Annotated in this window: 23 protein-coding genes; 11 read left to right on the top strand and 12 right to left on the bottom strand. The window is 64.3% G+C overall.

Annotated elements, in window-relative coordinates:
- Positions 1-90: 90 nt before the first annotated feature.
- Both ABIB06_RS14760 and ABIB06_RS14755 read right to left on the bottom strand, forming a co-directional pair.
- Positions 91-1,365, bottom strand: coding sequence for a multidrug effflux MFS transporter (locus ABIB06_RS14760; RefSeq protein WP_354049314.1), 1,275 nt, complete (start codon positions 1,363-1,365; stop codon positions 91-93).
- 214 nt (positions 1,366-1,579) lie between these two features.
- Positions 1,580-3,409 (bottom strand): aminopeptidase P family protein, encoded by a 1,830-nt coding sequence (locus tag ABIB06_RS14755; protein WP_354049316.1) that lies wholly within the window; start codon positions 3,407-3,409, stop codon positions 1,580-1,582.
- Positions 3,410-3,597: 188 nt separating this feature from the next.
- Here ABIB06_RS14755 and ABIB06_RS14750 point away from each other — a divergent pair, with 188 nt between their 5' ends.
- Positions 3,598-3,771 (top strand): hypothetical protein, encoded by a 174-nt coding sequence (locus ABIB06_RS14750; RefSeq protein WP_247347708.1) that lies wholly within the window; start codon positions 3,598-3,600, stop codon positions 3,769-3,771.
- Positions 3,772-3,800: 29 nt separating this feature from the next.
- Here the strand turns inward: ABIB06_RS14750 and ABIB06_RS14745 are convergent, their stop codons facing one another.
- On the bottom strand, positions 3,801-4,688 hold the full coding sequence (locus ABIB06_RS14745; protein ID WP_354049318.1) for a 50S ribosomal protein L11 methyltransferase: 888 nt from the start codon (positions 4,686-4,688) through the stop codon (positions 3,801-3,803).
- A 165-nt stretch (positions 4,689-4,853) separates the two neighbouring features.
- On the opposite strand from ABIB06_RS14745, the gene ABIB06_RS14740 reads away from it, so the two are divergent.
- Complete coding sequence (locus ABIB06_RS14740; protein ID WP_502916540.1) at positions 4,854-5,009, top strand: Flp family type IVb pilin; 156 nt, start codon at positions 4,854-4,856, stop codon at positions 5,007-5,009.
- A gap of 288 nt (positions 5,010-5,297) precedes the next feature.
- On the opposite strand, the gene ABIB06_RS14735 is transcribed toward ABIB06_RS14740, so the two are convergent.
- Entirely contained in the window at positions 5,298-6,908 is a 1,611-nt protein-coding gene (locus tag ABIB06_RS14735; RefSeq protein WP_354068922.1) for a phytoene desaturase family protein, read from the bottom strand.
- 232 nt (positions 6,909-7,140) lie between these two features.
- Here ABIB06_RS14735 and ABIB06_RS14730 point away from each other — a divergent pair, with 232 nt between their 5' ends.
- The gene (locus tag ABIB06_RS14730) at positions 7,141-9,420 is read left to right on the top strand and encodes a spermidine synthase (protein ID WP_354049322.1); all 2,280 of its coding nucleotides are present in this window, start codon (positions 7,141-7,143) and stop codon (positions 9,418-9,420) included.
- Between the two features lie 9 nt (positions 9,421-9,429).
- Here ABIB06_RS14730 and ABIB06_RS14725 read toward each other — a convergent pair whose 3' ends face one another.
- Positions 9,430-10,437 (bottom strand): glycerophosphodiester phosphodiesterase, encoded by a 1,008-nt coding sequence (locus ABIB06_RS14725; RefSeq protein ID WP_502916539.1) that lies wholly within the window; start codon positions 10,435-10,437, stop codon positions 9,430-9,432.
- 159 nt (positions 10,438-10,596) lie between these two features.
- Here ABIB06_RS14725 and ABIB06_RS14720 point away from each other — a divergent pair, with 159 nt between their 5' ends.
- Genes ABIB06_RS14720 through ABIB06_RS14710 form a run of 3 tightly spaced genes read left to right on the top strand, consistent with a single transcriptional unit; the run spans position 10,597 to position 13,973 of the window.
- A complete protein-coding gene (locus ABIB06_RS14720) occupies positions 10,597-11,556 on the top strand; it encodes an acyl-CoA desaturase (RefSeq protein ID WP_354049326.1) in 960 nt (319 codons plus the stop codon).
- Between the two features lie 46 nt (positions 11,557-11,602).
- Positions 11,603-12,985 carry an MBOAT family O-acyltransferase gene (locus tag ABIB06_RS14715; protein ID WP_354049328.1) on the top strand — a complete coding sequence of 461 codons (1,383 nt, stop codon included), beginning with the start codon at positions 11,603-11,605 and terminating at the stop codon, positions 12,983-12,985.
- The gene (locus ABIB06_RS14710; protein WP_354049330.1) at positions 12,960-13,973 is read left to right on the top strand and encodes a hypothetical protein; all 1,014 of its coding nucleotides are present in this window, start codon (positions 12,960-12,962) and stop codon (positions 13,971-13,973) included. The genes ABIB06_RS14715 and ABIB06_RS14710 overlap by 26 nt, the downstream gene beginning before the upstream one ends.
- Positions 13,974-13,979: 6 nt before the next feature.
- Here the strand turns inward: ABIB06_RS14710 and ABIB06_RS14705 are convergent, their stop codons facing one another.
- Positions 13,980-15,680: a fatty acyl-AMP ligase gene (locus tag ABIB06_RS14705; protein ID WP_354049332.1), complete on the bottom strand. Its 1,701-nt coding sequence runs from the start codon at positions 15,678-15,680 to the stop codon at positions 13,980-13,982.
- A gap of 26 nt (positions 15,681-15,706) precedes the next feature.
- On the bottom strand, positions 15,707-15,961 hold the full coding sequence (locus ABIB06_RS14700; RefSeq protein WP_247347689.1) for an acyl carrier protein: 255 nt from the start codon (positions 15,959-15,961) through the stop codon (positions 15,707-15,709).
- Between the two features lie 315 nt (positions 15,962-16,276).
- Here ABIB06_RS14700 and ABIB06_RS14695 point away from each other — a divergent pair, with 315 nt between their 5' ends.
- On the top strand, positions 16,277-17,176 hold the full coding sequence (locus tag ABIB06_RS14695; protein ID WP_354068899.1) for a zinc-binding metallopeptidase family protein: 900 nt from the start codon (positions 16,277-16,279) through the stop codon (positions 17,174-17,176).
- Entirely contained in the window at positions 17,161-17,571 is a 411-nt protein-coding gene (locus tag ABIB06_RS14690; RefSeq protein ID WP_354049337.1) for a hypothetical protein, read from the top strand. Before ABIB06_RS14695 ends, ABIB06_RS14690 begins: the two co-directional genes overlap by 16 nt.
- 2 nt (positions 17,572-17,573) lie before the next feature.
- On the opposite strand, the gene ABIB06_RS14685 is transcribed toward ABIB06_RS14690, so the two are convergent.
- Entirely contained in the window at positions 17,574-18,356 is a 783-nt protein-coding gene (locus tag ABIB06_RS14685; RefSeq protein WP_247347684.1) for a L,D-transpeptidase, read from the bottom strand.
- A 315-nt stretch (positions 18,357-18,671) separates the two neighbouring features.
- Between ABIB06_RS14685 and ABIB06_RS14680 the strand changes: the two genes are divergently transcribed.
- The gene (locus ABIB06_RS14680) at positions 18,672-18,995 is read left to right on the top strand and encodes a hypothetical protein (RefSeq protein WP_247347869.1); all 324 of its coding nucleotides are present in this window, start codon (positions 18,672-18,674) and stop codon (positions 18,993-18,995) included.
- A 46-nt stretch (positions 18,996-19,041) separates the two neighbouring features.
- On the opposite strand, the gene ABIB06_RS14675 is transcribed toward ABIB06_RS14680, so the two are convergent.
- A complete protein-coding gene (locus ABIB06_RS14675) occupies positions 19,042-19,803 on the bottom strand; it encodes an ABC transporter permease (protein ID WP_247347682.1) in 762 nt (253 codons plus the stop codon).
- Positions 19,800-20,723: an ABC transporter ATP-binding protein gene (locus ABIB06_RS14670; RefSeq protein ID WP_354049340.1), complete on the bottom strand. Its 924-nt coding sequence runs from the start codon at positions 20,721-20,723 to the stop codon at positions 19,800-19,802. The genes ABIB06_RS14675 and ABIB06_RS14670 overlap by 4 nt, the downstream gene beginning before the upstream one ends.
- Before the next feature lie 288 nt (positions 20,724-21,011).
- Between ABIB06_RS14670 and ABIB06_RS14665 the strand changes: the two genes are divergently transcribed.
- On the top strand, positions 21,012-21,728 hold the full coding sequence (locus ABIB06_RS14665) for a hypothetical protein (RefSeq protein ID WP_247347676.1): 717 nt from the start codon (positions 21,012-21,014) through the stop codon (positions 21,726-21,728).
- 247 nt (positions 21,729-21,975) lie between these two features.
- Here ABIB06_RS14665 and ABIB06_RS14660 read toward each other — a convergent pair whose 3' ends face one another.
- Together ABIB06_RS14660 and ABIB06_RS14655 are read right to left on the bottom strand one after the other, a co-directional pair.
- Positions 21,976-22,179, bottom strand: coding sequence for a hypothetical protein (locus tag ABIB06_RS14660; protein ID WP_354049342.1), 204 nt, complete (start codon positions 22,177-22,179; stop codon positions 21,976-21,978).
- Positions 22,142-22,423: a transporter gene (locus ABIB06_RS14655; protein ID WP_354068897.1), complete on the bottom strand. Its 282-nt coding sequence runs from the start codon at positions 22,421-22,423 to the stop codon at positions 22,142-22,144. The genes ABIB06_RS14660 and ABIB06_RS14655 overlap by 38 nt, the downstream gene beginning before the upstream one ends.
- 255 nt (positions 22,424-22,678) lie before the next feature.
- Between ABIB06_RS14655 and ABIB06_RS14650 the strand changes: the two genes are divergently transcribed.
- Positions 22,679-23,164 (top strand): hypothetical protein, encoded by a 486-nt coding sequence (locus ABIB06_RS14650; RefSeq protein ID WP_354049346.1) that lies wholly within the window; start codon positions 22,679-22,681, stop codon positions 23,162-23,164.
- Positions 23,165-23,169: the final 5 nt, after the last annotated feature.

Raw genomic sequence — 23,169 nt, 5'->3', positions numbered from 1 at the left:
GCAAAGCGAAGCAATCCAGACTGTCAACGCGGAAAGATTCTGGATTGCTTCGCTTCGCTCGCAATGACGGGGAGGCGGCATACCGCCCCCTCACATCATTCCGCTCTCTTCCTCCTCCGCCTGCTCGATCAAGGTCTCGCTCACCACCACCTCGCGGCGGGGGACGAGGAAGATCATCGTGCAGGCGCAGAGCAGGGAGATTGCCAGCACGGCGGAAGTGAGCGGTAGCGTGGTCGCGGAATGGCCGCCGAGATAGGCGCCGAACTGCGACATCAGCGCGCCGATGCCTTGCTGGAGGAAGCCCATCGCGCCTGATGCGGTACCCGCGGCGTCCGGGCGGATGCTGATCGCGCCCGCGGCCGAGTTCGCCATCACGAAGGCATTGCCGGCCATCACGATCATCTGCGTGCCGAACAGCCATGCCGGCGCCTCGTTCCAGCCTGTGAAGCTCCAGAGCAGGTTCAAAAGGCTGCCGCAAAGCTGGAGCGCGAGGCCGAACCAGATCAACTTCTCCAGCGAATGCCTGGGCGCGAAGCGCACGCAGAGCAGATTGCCGACGAGATACGCAAAGCCCGTCGTTGCAAACCACGCGCCGTATTCGGCGCTGGTCCTGCCCATCTGCGTCACCACGATGTAGGGACCGCCGCCGGCGAAGGTGAAGATGATCTGCGAGGCCAGCACCTGGCACATCACGTAGCCGACGAAGGCGCGGTTGCGAATGAGAATGCCGACGTCGCCGCGAAAGCCGCTGCCGGCGGCGCGGGTGCGGCGCGTCTCCGGGAGCGCGACCGCGATGCCGACGGCGACAATGATCGCGGCGACGGTGATGGCGTAGAAGATCGCGCGCCAGCCGAATGCGGTCTCGATCAGGCCGCCGGTGAGCGGGGAGACCATCTGTCCGATCATCAGCGCCGCGACCACGAGGCTGATCATCGAGGCGACGCGGTCGCGCGCGTAGATGTCGCGGATGATGGCGCGGCTCACCACCATGCCGGCGGCGCCGCCCAGCGCCTGGAAGAAGCGCGCGGCGATCAGCTGCGGCAGGGTTTCCGCGAAGATGCAGGCGATGCTGGCGACCACCATCAGCGCCAGTCCTCCGAGCAGCACCGGGCGCCGCCCGAACCGGTCCGACAGCGGGCCCATGATGAGTTGCGACAGCGCGATGCCGACCATGTAGAGCGACACCGTCATCTGCGCGACCGAGATGTCGCTGCCAAATGTTGTCGCCAGCACCGGCAGCGCCGGAACCAGCATATAGAGCGAGATCGGCGCGATCCCGGTCATGACGACGAGCAGCAGCAACACCAGGCGCGAGGTCGCGATGTTCTTCGCCGTTTCCGGCGGCTTGCTGATCATGCCGTGCATGCGCGTCCGTCTCGTGGAAATTCGAATCGGACTGTAGCGTGCTCGCGCAAGACGGATATCGGCGTTTCGGAATGCGGCTATACGGATTCCGGGACGGTTATGATAACGGCGCGATGGCGACGAATTCGGCGCGGTTCGCGCCAGAATGAGAGCTCCCTTGCGAAAGCAGCCTTGCGCAAATCGCGTGGTGCCATGCGGCTTCGGGACGGCGTGCTTACGCCTTTAGTTCCGCCGTCGCTTGATCGAGCCAGGCCTTGGTCGCCTCGTCCAGCGCCGGCCGGACCTCGGCCCTCACACGCGCGTGGTAGGCATTGAGCCAGTCGAGCTCGTCCTTGCCCAGCATGCCGACATCGATCAGCCGGCGGTCGATCGGCGCCAGGGTCAGAGTCTCGAACGCGTTCATCGATTTCTCCGCGCCCTTGATGTCGGCTTCGACCACCAGTTCGAGGTTCTCGATGCGGATGCCGAAACCGTCGGTCTTGTAGTAGCCGGGCTCGTTGGACAGGATCATGCCGCGCTTCAGCGGTGTGGTGCCGAGCTTCGAAATCCTCGCCGGTCCTTCGTGCACCGAGAGATAGCTGCCGACGCCGTGGCCGGTGCCATGCTCGAAATCGACGCCGGCGGCCCAGAGATATTGTCGCGCGAGTGTGTCGAGCTGCGCGCCGGTGGTGCCGTCGGGAAAGATCGCGCGTGCGATCGCGATGTGTCCGCGCAGCACGCGCGTGAAGCGGTCGCGCATCTCGCCGGTGGGGTCGCCGACCGCCATGGTGCGGGTGACGTCGGTGGTGCCGTCTTCATATTGCGCGCCGGAATCGATCAGCAGGAGATCGCCGGGGACGATCCGCCGGTTGCTTTTGCGGGTGACGCGGTAGTGCACGATGGCACCGTTCGGGCCCGTGCCTGATATGGTCGGGAATGACACGTCCTTCAGCGCGCCGGTGTCGCGGCGGAATGTTTCCAGCGCCTCGACCGCGTCGATCTCGGTGAGCTTGCCGCTTGCCGCCTCGCGGTCGATGAAGGCGAGGAAGCGCGCCAGCGCCACGGCGTCGCGCCGGTGCGCCGTCTGCGTGCCCTTGATCTCTGTCGCGTTCTTGACCGCCTTGAGCAGCGCAATCGGATCGCTGCCGCGCACCGGCTTGCCGCCGGCGCCCGTGATCAGCCGGCTGAGGGCGTCGGCCGCAGTCGCATTGTCGAGTGCGATCGATGCACCGCTCTTGGCGAGCGCCATCAGCGTCGGTGCCATCGCGTCGGGCTCGCGCACGTCGGCGGACTGCTCGAGATGGTCGCGGGTCAGGTTGGAGAGCTTGCGGTGGTCGATGAAGATGGTCGGCCGTCCGTCCTTCGGCACCAGCGCATAGGACAGCGGCAGCGGCGTATGCGCGACGTCGGCGCCGCGGATGTTGAAGGCCCAGGCCACGGCATGGCTGTCGGACAGCACCAGCGCCTCGGCGCCGAGCTTGCCGATCTCGCTCCTGATCCGCGTCAGCTTCTCGGCTTCAGTGACGCCGGCATGTTGCATCCCGTGCACCGCGACCGGCGCAATTGGCGGCTGCGGCCGGTCTTGCCAGATCGCATCGACCGGATTGCTGTCGACGGCGACCAGCTCGGCGCCGGCCTTGGCGCAGGCGGTGGACAAACGCTCGGCTGCCGCAAAAGTGTGCAGCCACGGATCAAATCCGAGGCGGTCACCTGCCTTCAGGTGTGCCGATACCCAGCTTTCCGGCGGGGGATCGATCAGGGATTCCACGGCCCAGGCCCTTGCATCGACCTGCTTGGCCGCCTGGATCGTGTAGCGGCCATCGACGAACAATGCGGCCTCGTGCGTTAGCACCACCGCCAATCCCGCTGAGCCCGTAAATCCGGTCAGCCAGGCCAGACGCTCTTCCGAGGGCGGCACATACTCATTTTGCTGCTGATCGGCGCGCGGGATCACTAAGCCGGTCAGCTTGCGGCGGGAGAGCTCTTCACGGAGCGTGGCCAGCCGGGCCGTCAATGCGACACCGGCCTCGGGCTCCTCGAATGTCTGGAAATGCGCTTCGAACATGGTGGATCACTTTAGGATCATGACGATCAGTCCGCAATGTAGACGCATTCGAGGCCGCATCTGGCATGGACTGTGCTTGAACAAGTTCCATTCGAATTGAGTGGAGTACAGGATGCAGCAGTTGCGCTTCGTCCGGATAACAGGGAAATTCGAGCAAGTGGTTCATCTCAACGGCGAGGGGACACACGATGCCAGCGTTCACGTTTGAGAAGATTCCGCCGCCGGTGCGCCGCGCCCCGGTTGCGGCGACACCGAAGAAGCCGCGCGGCCTCCTCAGCCAGATGATCGACCGTTTCGCCGAACGCCGCGCAAAGCGGGCGTTGCGCGCATCGACGCGCCGTGACGAGAAGCCTGCGAAGTAGCGCGGCGCCGAACGCAGCGCCAATCCACCCTACGAAAGCTTCCGCAGCAACAGGCTGCTCCACCCTTCGATCCGCAAATGCTTCAGCGGCACGAGGCCGCGCGCGCGGTAGGCGGCGATCACGGCGGGGGCCTGGTGTGTCAACAGGCCAGAGAGGATGACGCGTCCGCCGGGCGCGAGGTGGGCCGTCATCGGGCCCGCCAATTGCCGTAACGGATTGGCAAGGATGTTGGCCAGCACCAGGTCGAACGGGCCGCATCTGCCAAAATCAGGCGCGGCGAAGCCGGTGGCGCAGATCAGCCGCATTTGGTGACCAACCTCATTCAGGGAGGCGTTCTCGGCTGCTACCCGTACCGAGGCCGGGTCGATGTCGGAGGCCAGCACGGTGCGATGCAGCGCCTTCGCCGCCGCTATTCCCAGCACGCCGGTCCCGGTGCCGAGGTCGAGCAGATTCCTTGGCCGGGAGCTCTTCAGGACATGGTCAAGCAGCAGTAAACAGCCGCGCGTGGTGCCGTGATGCCCGGTGCCGAAGGCGAGGGCCGCCTCGACCTCGATGGCGAGCTTGTTTGGCGTCACTTGGTCGCGGTCGTGGCTGCCATGAACGACGAAGCGCCCGGCCGGCACCGGGACGAGATCTTCCAGGCTCGCCTTGACCCAGTCCTTGGCCTCGATCGTGTCGAAGGCGAGCGTGTCCACGAACTCGATTCCTGCTGAAGTTGCAATGAGTTCGCGCAGCCATGCCTGGTCCGGCGCGTCCGCGAAATGCAGCGCGACGTCCCATTGTCCGTTCGGCTGCTCGAAGGCGGCGACCGCCGCATCCCCCTCGAAAAACACCTCGTTGAGCACGTCCACAACCCGCTTGGCGGCGATCTCGCTGCCGATCGAAAAGCTGGCGCGATGGGTGGGGGAAGGCTGCATCCCTAGGTTTCCGTCCGGTTCAATTTTTGGAACTTTTGTTCTCAATTTTTCGCACAACTTGCAATCTCGGAGTTAACCCGACCGCAGGTTGTGCTCCTTATATTTCCAGACGTTGAGGCCAACCAACACAGTTTGAAATGGAAATGGAGGCGAGACTTGAAACGCATGATTTTGAAGTTCTGGTCCGACGATTCGGGTGCAACCGCAATCGAGTACGGCTTGATCGCAGCCGGTATCGCGCTGGCAATCATCACCGTGGTGAACGGCCTGGGTACCACGATGAACGAGAAGTTCACCTCGATTAGCACCTCCTTGAAGTAATTTCCGCCTCCCATTTTTTAGCGGCGTTACTTTCTTCATAAGACTGATTTCGACCAGCGCCCGTCGGGGGATTGCCCCTGGCGGGCGAAGTCGTTTTGGGGACTGGTTTTCGAAGGAGATGCCCACAGGCTATCCGCTCGTTCTCCGGACATTGTCCACGGCCTTATCCCGTACTCATCCCCAGATTTTCCACCGACTTGTGCCCGGCTTGGCCCGGCGGGCCGAGACGGGCAACCCACCGCTCTTTCACCGCGCTACCAACAGCCTGTCCACAGCTCGTCCACAGGCCTATCCACGGCTTCCGAACAGCGACCGGTGATCCCTCAGGATCGCCTGCGCGGCGTTGTGGCCGGGGGCGCCGGTGACGCCGCCGCCGGGGTGGGCGCCGGAGCCGCAGTGATAAAGGCCCTTCAGGGGCCCGCGATAATCGGCGTGGCCTAGCATCGGCCGCGCCGAGAACAGCTGGTTCAGCGTCAGCGCGCCGTGGAAGATGTCGCCTCCCAACAAGCCGAACTGCCGTTCAAGGTCGAGCGGTGACAGGATCTGGCGGCCGAGCACGCTTGTCGCAAAACCCGGCGCGTATTTGTCCACCGTCGCGATCATGAGGTCGGCCACCTCGTCGCGATGGTCGTCCCACGACTTTCCATCGGGAAGCTCCGGCGCGACATGCTGGCAGAACAGGCTCGCGACATGTTGCCCTGCGGGCGCGAGCGTGTCGTCGAGCGTCGAGGGGATCAGCATTTCCACGACAGGCTCTCGGCTCCAGCCGTGCGCGCGGGCATCGAGAAAGGCGCGGTCCATGTAGCCGAGACTGGGCGCCAGGATGATGCCTGAGGTGAGATGATCGCCGTCGCCCGGCAGCGCCGTGAAGGAGGGCAGACGGTCCAGCGCGACGTTCATGCGGAAGGTGCCGGACCCGTTCTTCCAGTGCCGGATGCGGTCGAGGAACTTTTGGGGCAGGGCATCGGCGGCGATCAGCCGCGTATAGAGCAGCTTCGGATTGACGCTGGCCGCGACATATTTGGCGCGGATGGTCGTCCCGTTCTCCAGCGCCACGCCGACCGCGCGGTCGCGCTCGACGATGACCTCGCGCACGCCCGCATCGGTGTCGATCACAACGCCGCGGTCGCGCGCGGCGCGCGCCATGGCTTGCGTGATCGCGCCCATGCCGCCGATGGCGTGGCCCCAGACACCCTTCTTGCCGTTCACCTCGCCGAAGGCGTGATGCAGCATCACATAGGCCGAGCCCGCGGCGTAGGGGCTGGCATAGTTGCCGACGATGGCGTCGAAGCCGAACAGCGCCTTGACCAGATCGTGCTCGAAACGTTCGTCCAGCATCTCGCCGGCCGATCGGGTGAAGAGATCAAGCAGATTGCGGCTCTGCTCCAGCGTCAGCCCCCGCAGGATGTTGGCGCTCTGGAATGCATTCACGGCCTCGCGGATCGCAGGCGTGCCAAAACCGTCGAGCATATTGGGCGGCGCGCGTAGCACGAATTGCCTGAGCACGTCGGCGATCTCTTCCAGCTCTCGCGAAAATCCGTCGAGCGCGTTTGCGTCATGGGCGCTCAGCCGTGCGACGGACGCCTTCGTCCGTCCTTCGCCGGTGAGGAGATAGCTCCCGTCGGGCGCGGGCAGGAAATTCTGCGCGCGCCGCTCGACGACCCGCAGGCCCTGCTCGGCCAGCTTGAGGTCACGGGTCACCTGCGGATTGAGCAGGCTCACGGTGTAGGCCGCGACCGAATTGCGGAAGCCCGGATGAAACTCCTCCGTGACCGCGGCCCCGCCGACCACCTGGCGGCGCTCGACCACGCGCACGCGCAAGCCGGCCATCGCGAGATAGGCCGCGCAGGTCAGGCCGTTATGGCCAGCGCCGATGATGATGATGTCGGTTTCGATCATGAAGGCGCCAAGCTGTTCCACGTTCATTCCGGGACGGTCTGAACGACCAGGTTCGGAATGACATCTGTATATCAAGCATTCTCCGCTGCAACATCACGACACGCTTTATTGCCCGTTCAGGCGCCTTGTGCTCCATTGCGCGCGCCCGGTGCCCGCCGGGGGAGTTATCCGACGCGTTTTCGCGCGCGAACCGGTGCCCATTTCGCTGGAAAACGCTTTTGCTGGAGCTTCCATGGATTCGATCGTGCAACCCGCCGCCACGGAGCAGCCGTCCTCGTCACGCAACCGGCTGCTGCTGACGGTCTACACCGCCGCGATCTTCGTCAGCGCGCTACTGCTGTTCTCGGTGCAGCCGCTGTTCACGAAAATGGTGCTGCCGCGGCTCGGCGGCTCCCCGGCGGTGTGGTCGGTGGCGATGGTGTTCTTCCAGTCGCTGCTGCTGGCGGGCTACGCCTATGCGCATTTGTTGATGCAGGTGAGGAACCGCATCGTTCCGGTGGTGGTGCATCTCCTGCTGCTGATTACGGCGTTCGTCACGTTGCCGCTCGGCATCGCCTCCGCCTATGGCGATCCGCCCGCTTCGGGCTACGCGATCTGGCTGCTCGGCCTGTTCGTGATCTCGATCGGGCTGCCGTTCTTCGCGCTCGCAGCCAACAATCCGTTGTTGCAGGCCTGGTTCGTCCGCACCGGGCATCCTGCCGGACACGATCCATATTTCCTCTATGCGTCCTCCAACATCGGCAGCTTCCTCGCCCTGCTATCCTATCCGTTCCTGCTGGAGCCAATGTTCACGCTGCACACGCAGAACCGGCTCTGGACCGGCGGTTATGGCATTCTGATCCTCCTGATCGCCGCATGCGGTGTGCTGTTATTGCGCTCGCCGAAGCTCGCAATGGTCGATGCGCGAACCGAGGATCTGAATGCCCCGGCGCCGGGTTTCCTGACCCGGCTGCGCTGGATCTTTCTCGCTGGAGTGCCGTCCGGTCTGCTCATCGCCGTCACCGCGCACATCTCGACCGACGTTGCGGCGGCGCCATTGCTGTGGGTGCTGCCGCTGTCGCTGTACCTCCTGACCTGGGTGGTGGTGTTCCAGTCGCGGCCGCTGCTGCCGCACAAATGGATGCTGATGCTCCAGCCGGTCGCCATCGCGGGCGTTGTCTTCCTGCTGGCGTTCGGCGGCGAACAGAACCTGCTGCTGACGCTTGGCGGCCATCAATTGTGCTTCTTCGTCATCGCCATGGCCTGCCACGGCGAACTGGCGCGGACCCGGCCGGCCGCCAAATATCTCACCGGATTCTATGTCGCGCTGTCGTTCGGCGGCATGGTCGGCGGCCTGTTTGCAGGGCTCGTTGCGCCCTTTACCTTCTCCTGGATCGCCGAATATCCGATCCTGGTTGCGCTTGCCGCGCTGTGCCGGCCGCCCGCGAGCGAGCGGCTGGCGGGCATCGTCAAATGGTACTGGCTGGCGCTGGCCGCGCTCGCCGTCGTGCTCGTTGCGCCGTCCATTACGGCGGGGGGGCTGTCGGCCTGGTTCGAGGATCACCGCGTCTGGGTGGCCGGCAGCATTGGCGTGCTCGCCGCGCTGCTGGTCCTGGCGGTCAACGCCGGCCGCTGGAAGATCTTCGCCACCGTCGCGCTGGCGCTGGCGCTGATCCGCATTTATCCGGCGGACGAAGGCCGCGTCACCACGGTGCGCAGCTTCTTCGGCGTGCACAAGATCGTGGTGACGCCCGGCGGCTATTTCCACGTCTTGATGCACGGTACCACGATCCACGGCGCCGAGCGCTTCCTCAACAATGACGGCACGCCGGTCACCGGGCGGCCCGAACCGATCACCTATTATCACAAGGACGGCGGCATCGGTCAGGCCGTCAGCGCGATCCGGGAACGCAAGGGCGTGCCGCTGAAGGTCGCCGCGATCGGCGTCGGATCGGGCACGCTCGCCTGCGCCGCCGAGCCCGGCGAGAGCTGGACATTCTTCGAGATCGATCAGTCCATGGTCGATGCCGCCCGTGATCCGAAGAATTTCCGCTATATCTCGAGTTGCCTGCCGGATTTGAAGCCGGTGATCGGCGATGCCCGCCTCACCTTCGCGAAGGAGCCCGACGGTGCCTACGATCTCATTATCGTCGATGCCTATTCGTCGGATGCCATCCCGATCCATCTTGCGACCGAAGAGGCGATGAAGATCTACAAGGACAAGCTCGCTCCGCACGGCGCCGTGGTGATGCACGTCTCCAACCGGCACCTCGATCTCGAGACTGTCGTGGTCGGCATCGCCGACGCCAACGATCTCAAGAGCTGGGTCTACAACGAGGATTCCGGCCGCGATGGTGACTACATCTTCTCGACCGACGTCGTCATCTCCGCCCGCGAGGAGGAAGATGTCGGCAGGCTCGCATCGTCGAAAGTTTGGGAGCAGACCGAAGCTGACGACAGGGTGCGGGTCTGGACCGACGATTATTCCAATATTCTGGGCGCGCTGTACCGGCGTTTGCGGGACGGGGAGTAGGGGCCGCTTCTACGGCTCCACCGGTGTCCCCGCGGGCAACGCAATTCCCTTCTCGCCCGCGACCTGTCGCAGCAGGTCAGGCTTGTCGGAGATGATGCCGTCGACGCCGATCTCGATCATGCGCGCCATGTCTTCGGGCTTGTTGACGGTCCAGACCACGACGCGCAGCCCGAGCCCGTGCGCCTCCGAGACGAGCGCTGTGGTCACATCGCCGAAATAGGGCGACCAGATCGCGCCGCCCGCAGCCTTGATCGTTCGCGGCAGCGAGCCGCCGTGGTCGGCCGGGCTGAATCCCGCGGTCCAGTTGGTCGCCTTGTCCAGCGCCACCGTCTGGCCCGAGCCGCGCTGGAGCGTCAGGTACACCGTCGGCATCTTCGGTGCCCGCTGCTGGACGAGCTGCAGGGTTCGCCAGTCGAACGACTGGATCATGACGCGGTCGGAGAATTTTTCGGCTTCGATCAGCCCAAGCAGCTTGGTGACGAAAGCTTGCGGATCGAGCGTCTCGTCCGGATGGTTCGGATCGATCTTGGTCTCGATGTTGAAGCGCACGCGCGTGTTGCCGGATTTGCGCACCAGCGTGAACAACTCGCTCAAGGTCGGAATGCGTGTCCCGGGCACGGCGCGCTGGTTGGGGAATTGCTTGGCGTAAGGGCTGTTTGGCCGGATCTGGCCGACGTCGTAGGTTCTGACCTCGGCGAAACGCAATCTTGCGAAAGGCGTGCCGGGCGGGGCGACATAGGTGCCGCTCGCATCCCGCGCCAGATCGGGATTCAGCCCACGCTCATGCGAGACGACGACCTCGCCGTCGGCGGTAATGCCGACGTCGAGCTCCAGCGTGCCCACGCCCATCGACAGCGCATTGGCGAAGGCCCGAAGAGTATTTTCCGGCAGCAGTGCCCGCCCGCCGCGATGGGCCTCGAGGTCGAATCCCGAATCAAATCCCGAATCAAATCCCATGGCCTTTCCCGCAATGAGAAGTAACAGCACGGTCAAGATTGTCGCAGCACGTGATGGCATGGTGGCTCGCAGGGCAAGCGGAAAAGGGCCGAATCTGAACGCATTTCGGCGCGGCGCGTCCATTCTATAGGCTTTCGCGCCTGTTGAAACCTTGGGGGTGGCTTGGGTTGCGCTCGCCCGGCGGGTATGTACTCATGGAAGCTGCCCTGGAATCCCGACGTGCAACAGAAACGCGATCACCGCATTATCCGCAGCCGGCATTTTCATCGGATGCAGCGGCGGCATTTCATCCTTTTCGACGTTTTGCCCTTGGCCGGCACGCTGGTGGCACTGGCCCTTCTGTTCTACCGCCCGATCGGCGCGATGGAGCTCGGCCTGTTCTTCGGCTTCTGGCTGGTCACCGGCCTCGGCCTCACCGTCGGCTATCACCGCCTCTTCACCCACCGCGCCTTCACGACCTCTACGGCAATGAGCGCGATCCTGACCGTGATGGGATCGATGGCAGGCCGCGGTCCCATGCTGTCCTGGGCGGCAATGCACCGCCGGCATCATGAATTGTCTGATCACGATGGCGATCTGCATTCGCCGCGGCTGCATGGCGACGGCCCGTTCGGCCGCCTGCGCGGCTTCCTGCACGCGCACCTGACCTGGATGATCGCGCACGATTATCCCAACGTCGCGCACTATGTCCCGGATCTGATGGCGGATCGCAGGCTGGTTGCCGTCAACAGCTACTATTACACTTGGGTCGGTCTCGGCTTGGTGCTGCCGGCCGCGATCGGCGGCCTTGCCACCATGAGCCTGTGGGGCGCGCTGACCGGCTTGCTCTGGGGCGGCGTGGTGCGCATGTTCGTGGTCGAGCAGACCATGTCCGCCATCAACTCCATCATGCACAGCTTTGGCGTGCAGCCCTTCGTCACCCGTGACGACAACAGCAGGAATCTCGGCGTGATGGCCTGGCTCGCCTGGGGCGAGGGTTGGCACAACAATCACCATGCCTTTCCGTATTCCGCGGCCTTCGGCCTGCGCTGGTTCGAGTTCGATCCCGGCTTTATCTTCATCCGCGCACTGGAAGCGCTCGGACTAGCCTGGGACGTCAAGGTGCCCAGCGAGGCGAAGATCGCCCGGCGCATGTCGCGGCAGCCGGGCGACGCGACGCCCGACCTGGAAACGGGCTGAGCATCATCGGCCGGCGCAACGCCGGCGATGGCTCAGCTTTGAACCCATGCTGTTCAACGACTATCCCTTTCTCTTGGTCTTCCTGCCGGCGGCGCTGCTGATCTACCGCCTGGCCGATCCCTATCCGCATTTGCGCATCGGTGTGCAGGTAGCGCTGTCGCTCGCCTTCTATGCCTGGGGCAGCCCGTCCTTCATCCTGCTCCTGATCGGCTCGATCGCGATCAATTGGCTTGCCTCGGTCGCCTATGGGCGCGTGAAGTGGCCGACGCTGCTGACGCTCGTGATCGTGCTCGATCTCGCGGTGCTGGCGCTGTTCAAATACGCCAACTTCCTTCTCGCCAATCTCGGCCTCGTGCTCGGTATGACGCTGCCGGCGCTCGACATCGGGCTGCCGCTCGGCATTTCCTTCTTCACCTTCCACCACATCATGTATCTGGTCGATCTGAAGCGCGGCAGAGCGCCGCTCTATGCGCTCGACCGCTACGCGCTCTACATCGCCTTCTTCCCGCAGGCGATCGCCGGCCCCCTCGCGCGCTGGTCGGAGGTGATGCATCAGTTCGGCAGGCAGGTCTACGTGCCGGGCTGGCAGCGTCAATTCTGCGTCGCGACCTGCTTCATTGCGATCGGCCTGTTCGAGAAAGTCGTGATCGCCGACGGCATCGCGCATCTGCTCGATCCCATCTACACCCAGGCAGCGAACGGGTCGCTCCCGAGCGGCGATGCCTGGCTCGCCTTCTGCTTCTCCTTCCAGATCCTGTTCGATTTCTCCGGCTATTCCGACATCGCGATCGGCCTTGGCCTGCTGTTCGGCGTGCAGCTGCCGTACAATTTCAATGCGCCGCTGCGCTCGACCAACATCCAGGATTTCTGGCAGCGCTGGCACATCACCCTGATGCTGTTCCTGCGCGATTACGTGTTCTATCCGCTGGTCAATCTGCGCCTGCTGCCGCGGCGCTGGCTTCCCGTCCAGTTTTTCGCCGCGATGATGATCACGATGGCGCTGTGCGGCCTGTGGCACGGCGCGAGTTGGACCTTCGTGCTGTGGGGCGTGCTGCACGGGCTTGCGCTGGTCGCCTGCACGCTGTGGCGCCGCTATGGCCCGGATTTGCCGTCATGGCTCGGCTGGGCGCTTACCGTGCTGTTCGTGCTCGCGACCGGCGTGATCTTCCGTGCGGGATCGGTGGAAGCGGCCTGGCATGTGTTTGCCGGACTGGTTTCGCCGCTGCCGCTCGAGCGCGGAAAGCATTTGTGGCCGCTGATTGCAGCGCCGCTGTTCGCCTTCCTGCTGCCGGCGAGCCAGGACATCGTGGCGGTGCTCACGCGCCGTCCCAATCCGTGGCTCGCGGGTCTGCTCGGTCTTGGGCTATTCGCATTGCTGCTCCACATGGGTGGTCGGGATCTCCATGACTTCGTCTACTTCAAGTTCTGAGACCGACCCCGGCTGGGGCCGGAGCCTGCTCGCGTGCCTGGGCACGCTGATCGGCGCTGCGCTGCTGGTGCTCGCACTGATGGTGGCGGTCGATCCCTATGACAGCGGCAAGCTCGGCCTGCTCGGCATCGACGGCGTCGACAATCGGCTCACCCAAATCACGGCCGCGAGCCGCGCCAGGAATCCGGATTTCAATGCTGCGATCCTGGGCAATTCGACAGCGCAGATGATCGAGCCGACGGAATTGTCGCGTGCGACCGGCCTGCGATTCGTGCAGCTCTACATGACCGGCGCATTTCCCCGCCAGGAGCTTGCGGTGCTGGACTTCTTCCTCCGGAATCACCGGGAGGTCGGCGCACTGGTGATCGTGGCCGACCCCGGCTGGTGCGAGCATGCGCGGGCGAAGGAGGTCGGCGGCGTCCCGTTTCCCGACTGGCTCTATGACAGAAGCGTCGTCACTTACGCTGCACGTCTGATCTCCTGGCAGGCGATCGAGCAGGCTTTTCAACGGATCAGTATCGGGCTCGGCCGGCGACCACGGATGAACCCCGACGGCTTTGTCAGCTACGAGGATATCTGGCCGCCGGGCCAATTCAAGGAAGTCGGCTGGCCCAGGGATCCGGCGCCGTCCTTGTCCGCCGGGATGCGGGCGACATTTCCCGAGATCGCTGTGCTGGCAGATACCGTCAGGATATTGCCGGTCGATGTGCCCGTCGTGATCATCGTGCCGCCGACCCTCGCAACCACGGTGCCGAAGCCCGGTACGGAAACCGCCCTGGAGCGCAGCGCCTGCGACGCCGCACTGAAACAGGTGGTCGCGGGCCGGCCGCGCAGCAATTTCATCAGCTATCGCGTCGACAACGATCTCACGCGCGACCGCTCCAATTTTGCCGACTTCATCCACTACCGCGCGATCCTCGCGCGCAAGCTCGAGCAGGGAATCGCAGCGAGCCTGCGCGACGGGGAGGGTGCGAAGATCGATTTCTGAGCCGGCTCAGCCGATCCCCTCGAAGCCACCGTCGAGCCAGAGCCTGCGCGCCAGCTTGCGCTGGATCTTGCCGCTGGTGGTCTTCGGCAGCGCGCCGGGACGGATCAGCGCGATGTGGCGCGCGGAGAGCTCGTGGTGGTCGGCGACAGCCTCGCGGATCTGGCCCTTGATCGCATCGGTGTCGATCGAGTGGCGCGCGGTGCGCTCGATCTCCTGGACGATGACGAGCGTCTCTTCGCCGCTCTCGTCCTGCACCGAGAACGCCGCGCCGCAGTTTTCGCGCAAAGCTCCGTCGAGCGATTGCACCGTGCGCTCGACATCCTGCGGATAGTGGTTGATGCCGCGGATGATGATGAGGTCCTTGATCCGACCCGTGACGAACAGTTCGCCTGTGACGTCGACGAAGCCGAGGTCGCCTGTGCGCAGCCACGGCCCGCCTTCGCCGGCAATCTGCGCATTGAGCCCCTCGCGCGTCGCCTCGTCGTTGCGCCAATAGGCGCGGGCAATATTGGCGCCATTCACCCATATCTCACCGACGCGGTCGGTGGGCAGGCGTGTGCGGTCGTCCGCGTTCACGATGGCGATCCGCTCGCCGGTGAGTGCGCGCCCGCAGCCGACGGCGACTTGCGTGTCTTCCGCATCGGAAGGCGTCTCCGCCGCGTGCGCCTGAAGCGCCGTGCGGCTCACGCTGCGTGTGACATGACCGCCGCCGCGGTGTCCGCCGGAAATCAGGAGCGTCGCTTCCGCCATGCCGTAGGCGGGATACATCGCGCGCGGATCGAAGCCGTGCGGCGCAAATGTCTGGATGAACCGTTCGATGGTTCCCGCATGCACCGGCTCTGCGCCGTTCAGCGCGATCCTGAGCGAGGACAGCTCGATGCCCTCCATCTGATCGGCGCGGAAGCGGTTGACGCAGAGGTCGAAGCCGAAGTTCGGGCTGCACGCGACTTCCGCGCGATAGTGCGAGATCGCGCGCAGCCAGCCGAGCGGCCGCTGCATGAACGCGTTCGGCGCCATCAGCACGCAGGTCGCGCCGACATAGAGTGCTTGCAGCGCGTTCAGGATCAGCCCCATGTCGTGATAGAGCGGCACCCAATTGACGTAAGTCGATTGCCGGGTGTTGCCGAGCGCGATCCGGATCATCTCGAGATTGGCGAGCAGATTGGCGTGGCTCACCATCACGCCTTTGGGCTCGGAGGTAGAGCCGGAGGTATATTGCAGGAAGGCGGTGTCGTCAGGCGCCGGCTCGGGAAGTTCGAATGTCTCACCGTCGGCCACGGCGAGATCGACCTCGATCCAGCGAATGTTCTCCTGCGCGAAGCGTGCTCTCAGTTCACCAGGGAGCGCGACGGCCGAATTGGTCAGGGCCAGCACCGGCGTGCAATTGGCGAGGATAGCGGCGCTGGCATCGCGCGCGCTGTTTCGCCGCGGCATCATCATCGGCACGGCGATGATGCCGGCCATCTGGCAGCCGAAGAACGCCACCATGAATTCGATGCCCGGCGGAAACACCAGGATGGCGCGGTCGCCGGGCCGTGCGGCCGCGGTCAGGCGCGACGCAAGCGTAGATGCGGAGTCATGCAGCTGGCGGAAGGTGAGCACAGCTTCCTCCGTCCCGCGATCGGAGACGAAGACATAGGCACGGTCGCTGGCCTGCTCCGCCGCACGCCGGGCCAGCAGTGCCACCAGCGAGCGGAAGGTTTCCATGTGGATTGCGCCGACTTCAGCCGCCCTCAGGCGGCGGGGCGGATTGCACGCTTGTCAGCGAGAAATCGCGACAAGGCCTCAACGGTCGGATGGTCGTAAAAGTCGTCCGTCGACAGTTCGAGGTCGAGCTTCTCCTCGAGTTCCATCATCAGGTAGACCAACATCGCCGAATCGAGGCCGAGACGATTGAATTTCGTGCCGATGTCAACTCGGTCCCTCGAAATTCGCAGGATATTCGCCAGGGCGGTAACGCAGAAATCCGAAATCTGCTCGCGTGTCATGTCATGTCCCAGAAACAATCAGAATGACAATACGGGCGACCTACTGGTTGTCAATTTGGCCGGAACGCCGCAGCGTTGAAGGTTGGGGACTGTTGCTTTCCTGCGTCGTCCGAGTGCTCAATCCGTGCACAGGCTGGCGCGATTTCCGCGCTTGGGCCCGATTGCGAGGCGCTTCTGTCCCCGCGGTTCCTGTCGGATCCTGCCCGCGTCCATCCAGCGCGGCAGTGATTTGATTCGTCGAGGGCGGTTGACGACGGCCGCGGAGGGCCGAAACTGGCCGCCAAGAAAAAATGATCGGCACCGGGAGCAACCCACATGCGGCATATGTTCATCGCGATCGTGGCGGTTCTTATGGCCGGGCAGGCGGCAGCCAAGGATGTGCTTTCGGGTGCGAGCCTCTATGAAGACGTGACGCGTTATGCGTCCTTAGGTCTGCACCGGTTCGGTTCGCCCGGCGATCGCGCCACCGGCGAGTGGATCGCCGCCGAGCTCAAGGCCGCCGGATTCGAGGTCAGATCCCAGCCCGTCGTGCTTGGCCGGCAGTATGTCGTCGAGCAGGGCAGCGCGGAAGTGGCCGGCACGTCTGTCGAGGCGACGCCGTTCTGGTGGCCGCCGGAGGACAGAGCGAGCTTTCACCTCGCCGCACCGCTCGCCCGCGACGGTGATGTCGGCGGAAAAATCCTTTTGCTCGATCTGCCGTTCGATCGTGGCGCCTATCTCGGTCCTGTCCATCGCACGGCGATCACGGAGGCCGCGGCGAAGAAGCCGGCGGCCATCCTGCTGACGATCGGCAATCCCGCGGATGACCGTTTCGCCTACAACGTCACGCAGGAAGATGCGCCTCGGCCGGTGCCGGTGGTCGTGGTCGGCGCCAAGGCGCGCGGTACGTTCGAGCGGGCGCTTGCGTCAGGCGCGCCAGTGACACTGGACGTCAAAGGCCATTATGAGCGTGATGTCGCCAGCCGCAATATCATCGCCGAGATCGGCGCCGGGCGGCCGACCATCGTCGTTTCGACGCCGATGACCGGCTGTACAGCTGCGTGTGCGAACGTGGCCCCGGCATTGCCAACTTCCTTGCGCTGGCGCGCACGGTCGCTGCCGAAAAATGGCCGGCGCATGTCGTCTTCATCGCGACCGCCGGCCATGAGATCGGCCATGAGATCGGCCATGAGATCGGCCATGAGATCGGCCATGGCGGCATGGAGCTGTTCCTGAAGAACGGAGCGCCCGCGCCGAAGGAAACACTGGCGTGGATTCACTTCGGCTCATCGAACGCCTGCTACGCCTTCGCGGAGGGCGCCGGCACCGATCGGCCTGAGGAGGAGCGTTATCTCGTGCTGAGCAAATCCGCCGTCGCGCTGACTGATGAAGCCTTCGCCAAGGTCGACGCAAAACGGCTGGTGACTGAGAAGCAGGCGGTCGGCGAATTACGAGACGTGCATGCGGCGGGCTACGCCAATTTCCTCGGCATGGCCGGCCGCCATCGGACTTTCCACACGCCGTCGGACGATCTCGCCGCGACCGGGCCCGAGCTCCTCGAGCCGGTCGCCCGTGCCTTCGTCCAAGCGGCGCGAAAAATCGTCGAGCGCGGCAACGCCGCGTTCAGATAGCGTCAGTTCTGGTAGTAATAGCCGCGCGGCTGATAAACCTGCCGGGGCTGCGGCTGGTAGTAGTTGCCCTGCTGGCCGTTGCCCTGATTGTAGTATTGCTGCGGCTGTTGCTGATAGACCTGCGCGTCGTAGAGCGGGCGGCTCGTCGCGCGCGGCGCGGGATAGCGCGCGCCGTTGTCACTCCCGTCGGCGGGATAGATGTAATTGTCGTCCTGCGGCATGTAGCGGCGGGCGGGTGCGGCCGGCGGCGTCAGGTTCACGGGATCGCCTGATGTGGCGTACTGCTCTTCGGCCGGCTGCGGTGCGCGGGCCACCGCTGTGGGGTTGCGGCCGCGCGGATTGCGCGCGAGCGCCACCTGCGCCGATCCTGTCAGCGTCACCGTGGTGTTAAGCACGCCCTGCTGCTGCACCAGCGCGTAGAGCGTCGTGGCATTCTGGCGCGACAGCCGTACGCAGCCGTGGGAGGCGGGCGAGCCGAGCCGGCCGACCGAGTCCGTGCCGTGGATGGCATGCCCGACCTTGGTGAAGAAGATCGCGTGCGGCATCGGCGCGTCGTCGAATTCCTTGGAGTAGTGATCCTCTTCCATGCGGAAGGTGCGGAACGCGCCGTTTGGCGTCTCGCGCGAGGGGATGCCTGTGGACACCGGCCAGTGGTAGCGGGCGACGCCGTCGACGGCGACGGTCATCTGCTGATTGTCCTTGTCGATGGTGATCTCGACCTTGGCTTGCGCGGTGCCCGCGGTCAAAAGCATCAGCGAGGTGAAAACAATAAAAAACGAACGCATCTGACTTCTGGCCTCCGGCCTGTTCACGCTAGGCGCCGCGGCTCTCCGTCCCCGGCGTGCACTATGCCTGCAATCCGGCTTTCGTTCCAGCGGCCTGCCTCGCCCATCGTTAACGGGACGCCCGGCGTAAGCAAGGCCGCTTTGTGCCGCAAAGCCAGCGGCGGTGCTGACATTTTCGCGAGCGGGGATGCGTTCACAACGCCGACAATTCGTCACAATGGCGCAACCATTTGGCCGCTCGGTGCGTTGACTGTGGCCACGCTCGACTGGCGGCGCCCGCCGCCGTTACCCTTTATATTTTCCTTGGGATTGAAGATGAACAAAGCCCGCATCGCCGCCGCGTCATTGCCGGCGGGTCTGCCCCTCCGCCTGCTGCTCGCAGCCGCCGCCATCCTCCTCGCGCTATTGTCGCTGCCGCAAGCTGGCCACGCCCAGGGTATCGTGCGCGGCGCCCAGGAAGGCTCCTATGAAGGCAATCGTATTGCCGGCCCGGTGGGCGGTGCAGTCGGAGGCGTCGTCGGCGCCGGTGTCGGCGGTGCCGTTGGCGCGGTCGAGGGTGTGTTCGGCATTCCCCATCGCGGCCATCGACGCTGCCGCGGCTATTACGACGGGTACCACCGCTTCCACTGCTATCGGTAGCCGCTGGCAATTCCGGGGCGCGCGCGCCCCGGAATGACGGCCAGGGTCAATTCTTCAACCGATATCCCGTCCGGAAAATCCACCAGATCAGGACCAGGCAGATCATCAGGAACGCCGTCGTCATGCCGACGCTGACAGACACGCTGACATCGGCGATCTCGTAAAAGCTCCAGCGGAAGCCGGAGATCAGATAAACGACCGGATTGAGCAGCGCCACCGTGCGCCAGGCGGACGGCAGCATGTCGATGGAATAGAAGCTGCCGCCGAGGAAGGTCAGCGGCGTCACCACCAGCATCGGGATCATCTGCAGCTTTTCGAAGCCGTCGGCCCAGATGCCGATGATGAAACCGAACAGGCTGAACGTCACCGCCGTCAGCACCAGGAAGGCCAGCATCCAGACCGGATGATGGATGTGCAGCGGCACGAACAGGCCGGCCGTGGCGAGGATGATCAGGCCGAGGATGATCGACTTGGTCGCGGCCGCGCCGACATAGCCGAGCACGATCTCGAAATAGGAGATCGGCGCCGACAGGATCTCGTAGATCGTGCCGGTGAATTTCGGGAAGTAGATTCCGAACGAGGCGTTGGCGATGCTCTGCGTCAGCACCGAGAGCATGATCAGCCCCGGCACGATGAAGGTGCCGTAGCTGACGCCCTCGACCTGGCTGATGCGTGAGCCGATCGCGGCGCCGAACACCACGAAATACAGCGAGGTCGAGACCACCGGCGAGACGATGCTTTGCAGCAGCGTGCGCCAGGTGCGCGCCATTTCGAACAGATAGATGGCGCGAACAGCCCGGTAGTTCATGACGCCCTCACGAGGTCGACGAAGATGTCCTCGAGCGACGATTGGGTCGTGTCGAGATCGTTGAAGCGGATGCCGGCGGTGCGGAGGTCGCCGAGCAGGCTGGTGATGCCGGTACGCTCGCCCTTGGTGTCGTAGTCGTAGACCAGCGTCGCGCCGCCATCGCAGAGGTCGAGCTCGTACTGGCCAAGGCTCTCCGGCAGCGCATCGAGCTTGCCTTGCAGATGCAGCGTCAGCCGCTTCTTGCCGAGCTTCTGCATCAAGGTGGCCTTGTCCTCGACCAGCACGATCTCACCCTTGTTGATGACGCCGATGCGGTCGGCCATCTCCTCGGCTTCCTCGATGTAATGCGTGGTCAGGATGATGGTGACGCCGGATTGCTGAAGCGTGCGCACCACTTCCCACATGCCCTTGCGCAGCTCGACGTCGACGCCGGCGGTGGGCTCGTCCAGGAACAGGATCTGCGGCTCGTGCGACAGCGCTTTCGCGATCATCACGCGGCGCTTCATGCCGCCGGAGAGCGTGATGATCTTGCTGTCCTTCTTGTCCCACAGCGAGAGGTCCTTCAGCACCTTCTCGATATGCGCAGGATTCTTCGGCTTGCCGAACAGGCCGCGGGAGAAGCTCACGGTCGCCCACACGCTCTCGAAGGCATCGGTATGCAATTCCTGCGGTACCAGCCCGATCAGCGAGCGCGCCTTGCGATAGGAGGTCTGGATGTTCTCGCCGCCGACCAGAACCTTGCCTTCGCTCGGATTGGCGATGCCGCAGATGATCGAGATCAGCGTGGTCTTGCCGGCGCCGTTGGGACCGAGCAATGCGAAGATTTCGCCGGGCTTGATGTCGAGATTGACGTTGTTGAGCGCCTTGAAGCCGGACCCATAGGTCTTCGACAAATTGGCGACGGAAATGATGGAGGACATGATGGCCGCAAGTCTGAGGGGCTGAATGCTGGGGAGGGGAGGCTGGAACCAGCCGGGAAGGGCGGGTCAGCGGAGCCCTCAGATAGGAATGCCCTTGCCCGGCTGCAATTGCCGAGAGAAAGATGGTCTCAAAGCAGGCCCTTCCGTGGCAGGTTTCGGGCAAGTGTTGCGCGATGGTCACGGCTTGCTGCTAAGATCGTCGTTCACGCGGCTCTTTGTTGCGTCTGCGAGCAGGCCATGGCTACGATTCCGGCCAATCGCGAAGCGTATTCCCCGGGGAAAAGATCGATGAGACCGAACGGCCGTCACACCGCCGGCACCAGCCAGTTGTCCGCTCTCCGTGTGTGGGCGATGAGCCTGCTCCTGCTGTCAGCTGTTGCCATGAGCCCGACCACCGCCCACGCGGCTCCGAGCCAGTCCGCGGCCGCGACCACGCATGTCTACTTGCTCCGCGGCGTGCTCAACATCTTCTCGCTCGGTCTGGACACGATCGGCGCCCGGCTCCAGGCGCAGGGCATCCCGGTGACCGTCTCGAATTTTGTGTCCTGGTCCTCGCTCGCGGATGAAGCCGCCATCGCCTACAAGGCCGGGCGGCTCAAGACCATCGTGCTGGTCGGGCACTCCTCCGGCGCGACGGCGCTGCCGGACATGATCGCCAAGCTCAACCGTCTTGGCGTTCCCGTGAAGCTCGCGATCGGGCTCGACTCCGTGTTCAAGACCAAGCTCTCGACCGGCGCGGAGCGCTACATCAACATCTATATCGGCGACGGCCCCGGCGAACCGGTGAAGCGCGCGGACGGTTTCCGCGGCAAGCTCGACAATGTCGACGTCCGCGGGTCCGGCGTCGGCCACATCTCGATCGACAAGAACGAGGCGATCCAGCGCCGCGTGATTGCCGAGATCGACGCCGCAATCATGCACTCGCGCGCACCCGCTCCGGTTGCCGAGCCCGGCAGGCCCAGGCCGGCACGGTCGGCGGCGGCAATGGCTCCGGCCAGGAACTAGCTGGATCGCCGTTTTGGATAGCGGAGCGAACGTCACACAATCGCCTTCGCTGAAGAAAGGCCACCGGCCCGACGAAAACGAGATGACCGCGACGCGCCTCCTTCGTACCTGCCGTGATGCTCGTCGCGTGCGGGTGTGGGTGAGTTGACCGCGCATGCGTCCGCGGTCGATTTGCACGATGTTTCTCTGAGAGCCGCGGACCGCGGACTTGTATCGGTGTGGACTGCCCCATCGGTTCTGTCCGACCTCAGAACCTCGCCTTGATGGCTTTCCCCGTGGTGGCGGATGAAACCGAGGCATCGATGGCGAGCGGCAACGACACCGTGAAGAAGCCCGCCGTTCCCTCCAGATGGTTGACGGCGTCGAACTCGCGAAAGACCTTGAGCCGCGTCGAGACCGGCAGCTTGCCGATTTCAAACGTGTAGCCAATGGCGCCGCCGAGCGCGACCACCCGTCCCTCGAACGATCCAAGGCCCGCGGCCCGTGCCGGTGTCGGGCGTGAGTTGCTGGTAATAATAGCCGACCAGGCCGATGGTGAATTGCTTGCTGAGATATTTGGTTACTGCCCACTCCGGCGCCGTTCGAGCGCGATCCCATAGGTAGGCGCCGATGCCGCCTTCGGCCGCGTTGGCCGGTGCATCGTTCAGGCAAAGCAGCGCGCCGACCGCAAGTGCGGCGGTAACACGATGTCGCATTTGCCTACCTCGATTCCCCAAGGCGCAATGCATGATCGCAAATCGGAGTCCGGTTATTTCTATGCGACATTCCGACGCGACAACGACATCTCAATTTTAGAGCGAGTGCTAAAAAATGGCACAAATCGTACATCACATGCTCGCGGACTTCTGTTACGCTGAAAACCCATGGCAATCCAAAAGAAGTCGGGAAAGGATACTGGCCAATACGCGCGGTGGTTCAACTTAAGACTGAAATATGGAAGGGCGTCTGAAATGCGATCGGTCGTAAGAAGTCTTGTAAAAATAACGGTAATCCGCCGTTCGAGCGTAGCAATCGCTCTTGGCCTGACGGTCCTTGCGGTCACCGGGCCGACGGCCTCCGCCATCAATGCCGGCCCAGCCGGTGTGCTGGGATACCAGATCAAGCAGGAGAGTTCTCTCATCGACGTCGTTGTGCGTCGCGGTGGCGGCGCGGTGCGCCGGACCACCGTCGTAGGGCCGCGCGGCGGCGTGGCAAGCCGCACCGTGGTGCGCCGGGGCGCCGTAGTGCGTCCGGGCTATGCCGGTGGCGGCGTACGCTGGGCACGGCCCGGTCGGTACTATTGGCCCAGGGGCGGAGCCATCGCTGCCGGCGCTGCGATCGGCTTTGTAACCGCCGCTACGGCCGCTGCTTGGGCGGGCGCTGCTCCCGCTCCTGGCATGTGCTGGTACTACACGGACCCGTCGCGCACGCAGGGCTTCTGGGATTACTGCCGGTAGCGGGC

Source organism: Bradyrhizobium sp. LB8.2, from assembly GCF_040548035.1.
Taxonomy (GTDB): domain Bacteria; phylum Pseudomonadota; class Alphaproteobacteria; order Rhizobiales; family Xanthobacteraceae; genus Bradyrhizobium.
Note: the sequence above shows the minus strand (reverse complement) of the source record. Positions and strands in the feature narration are given on the sequence as shown.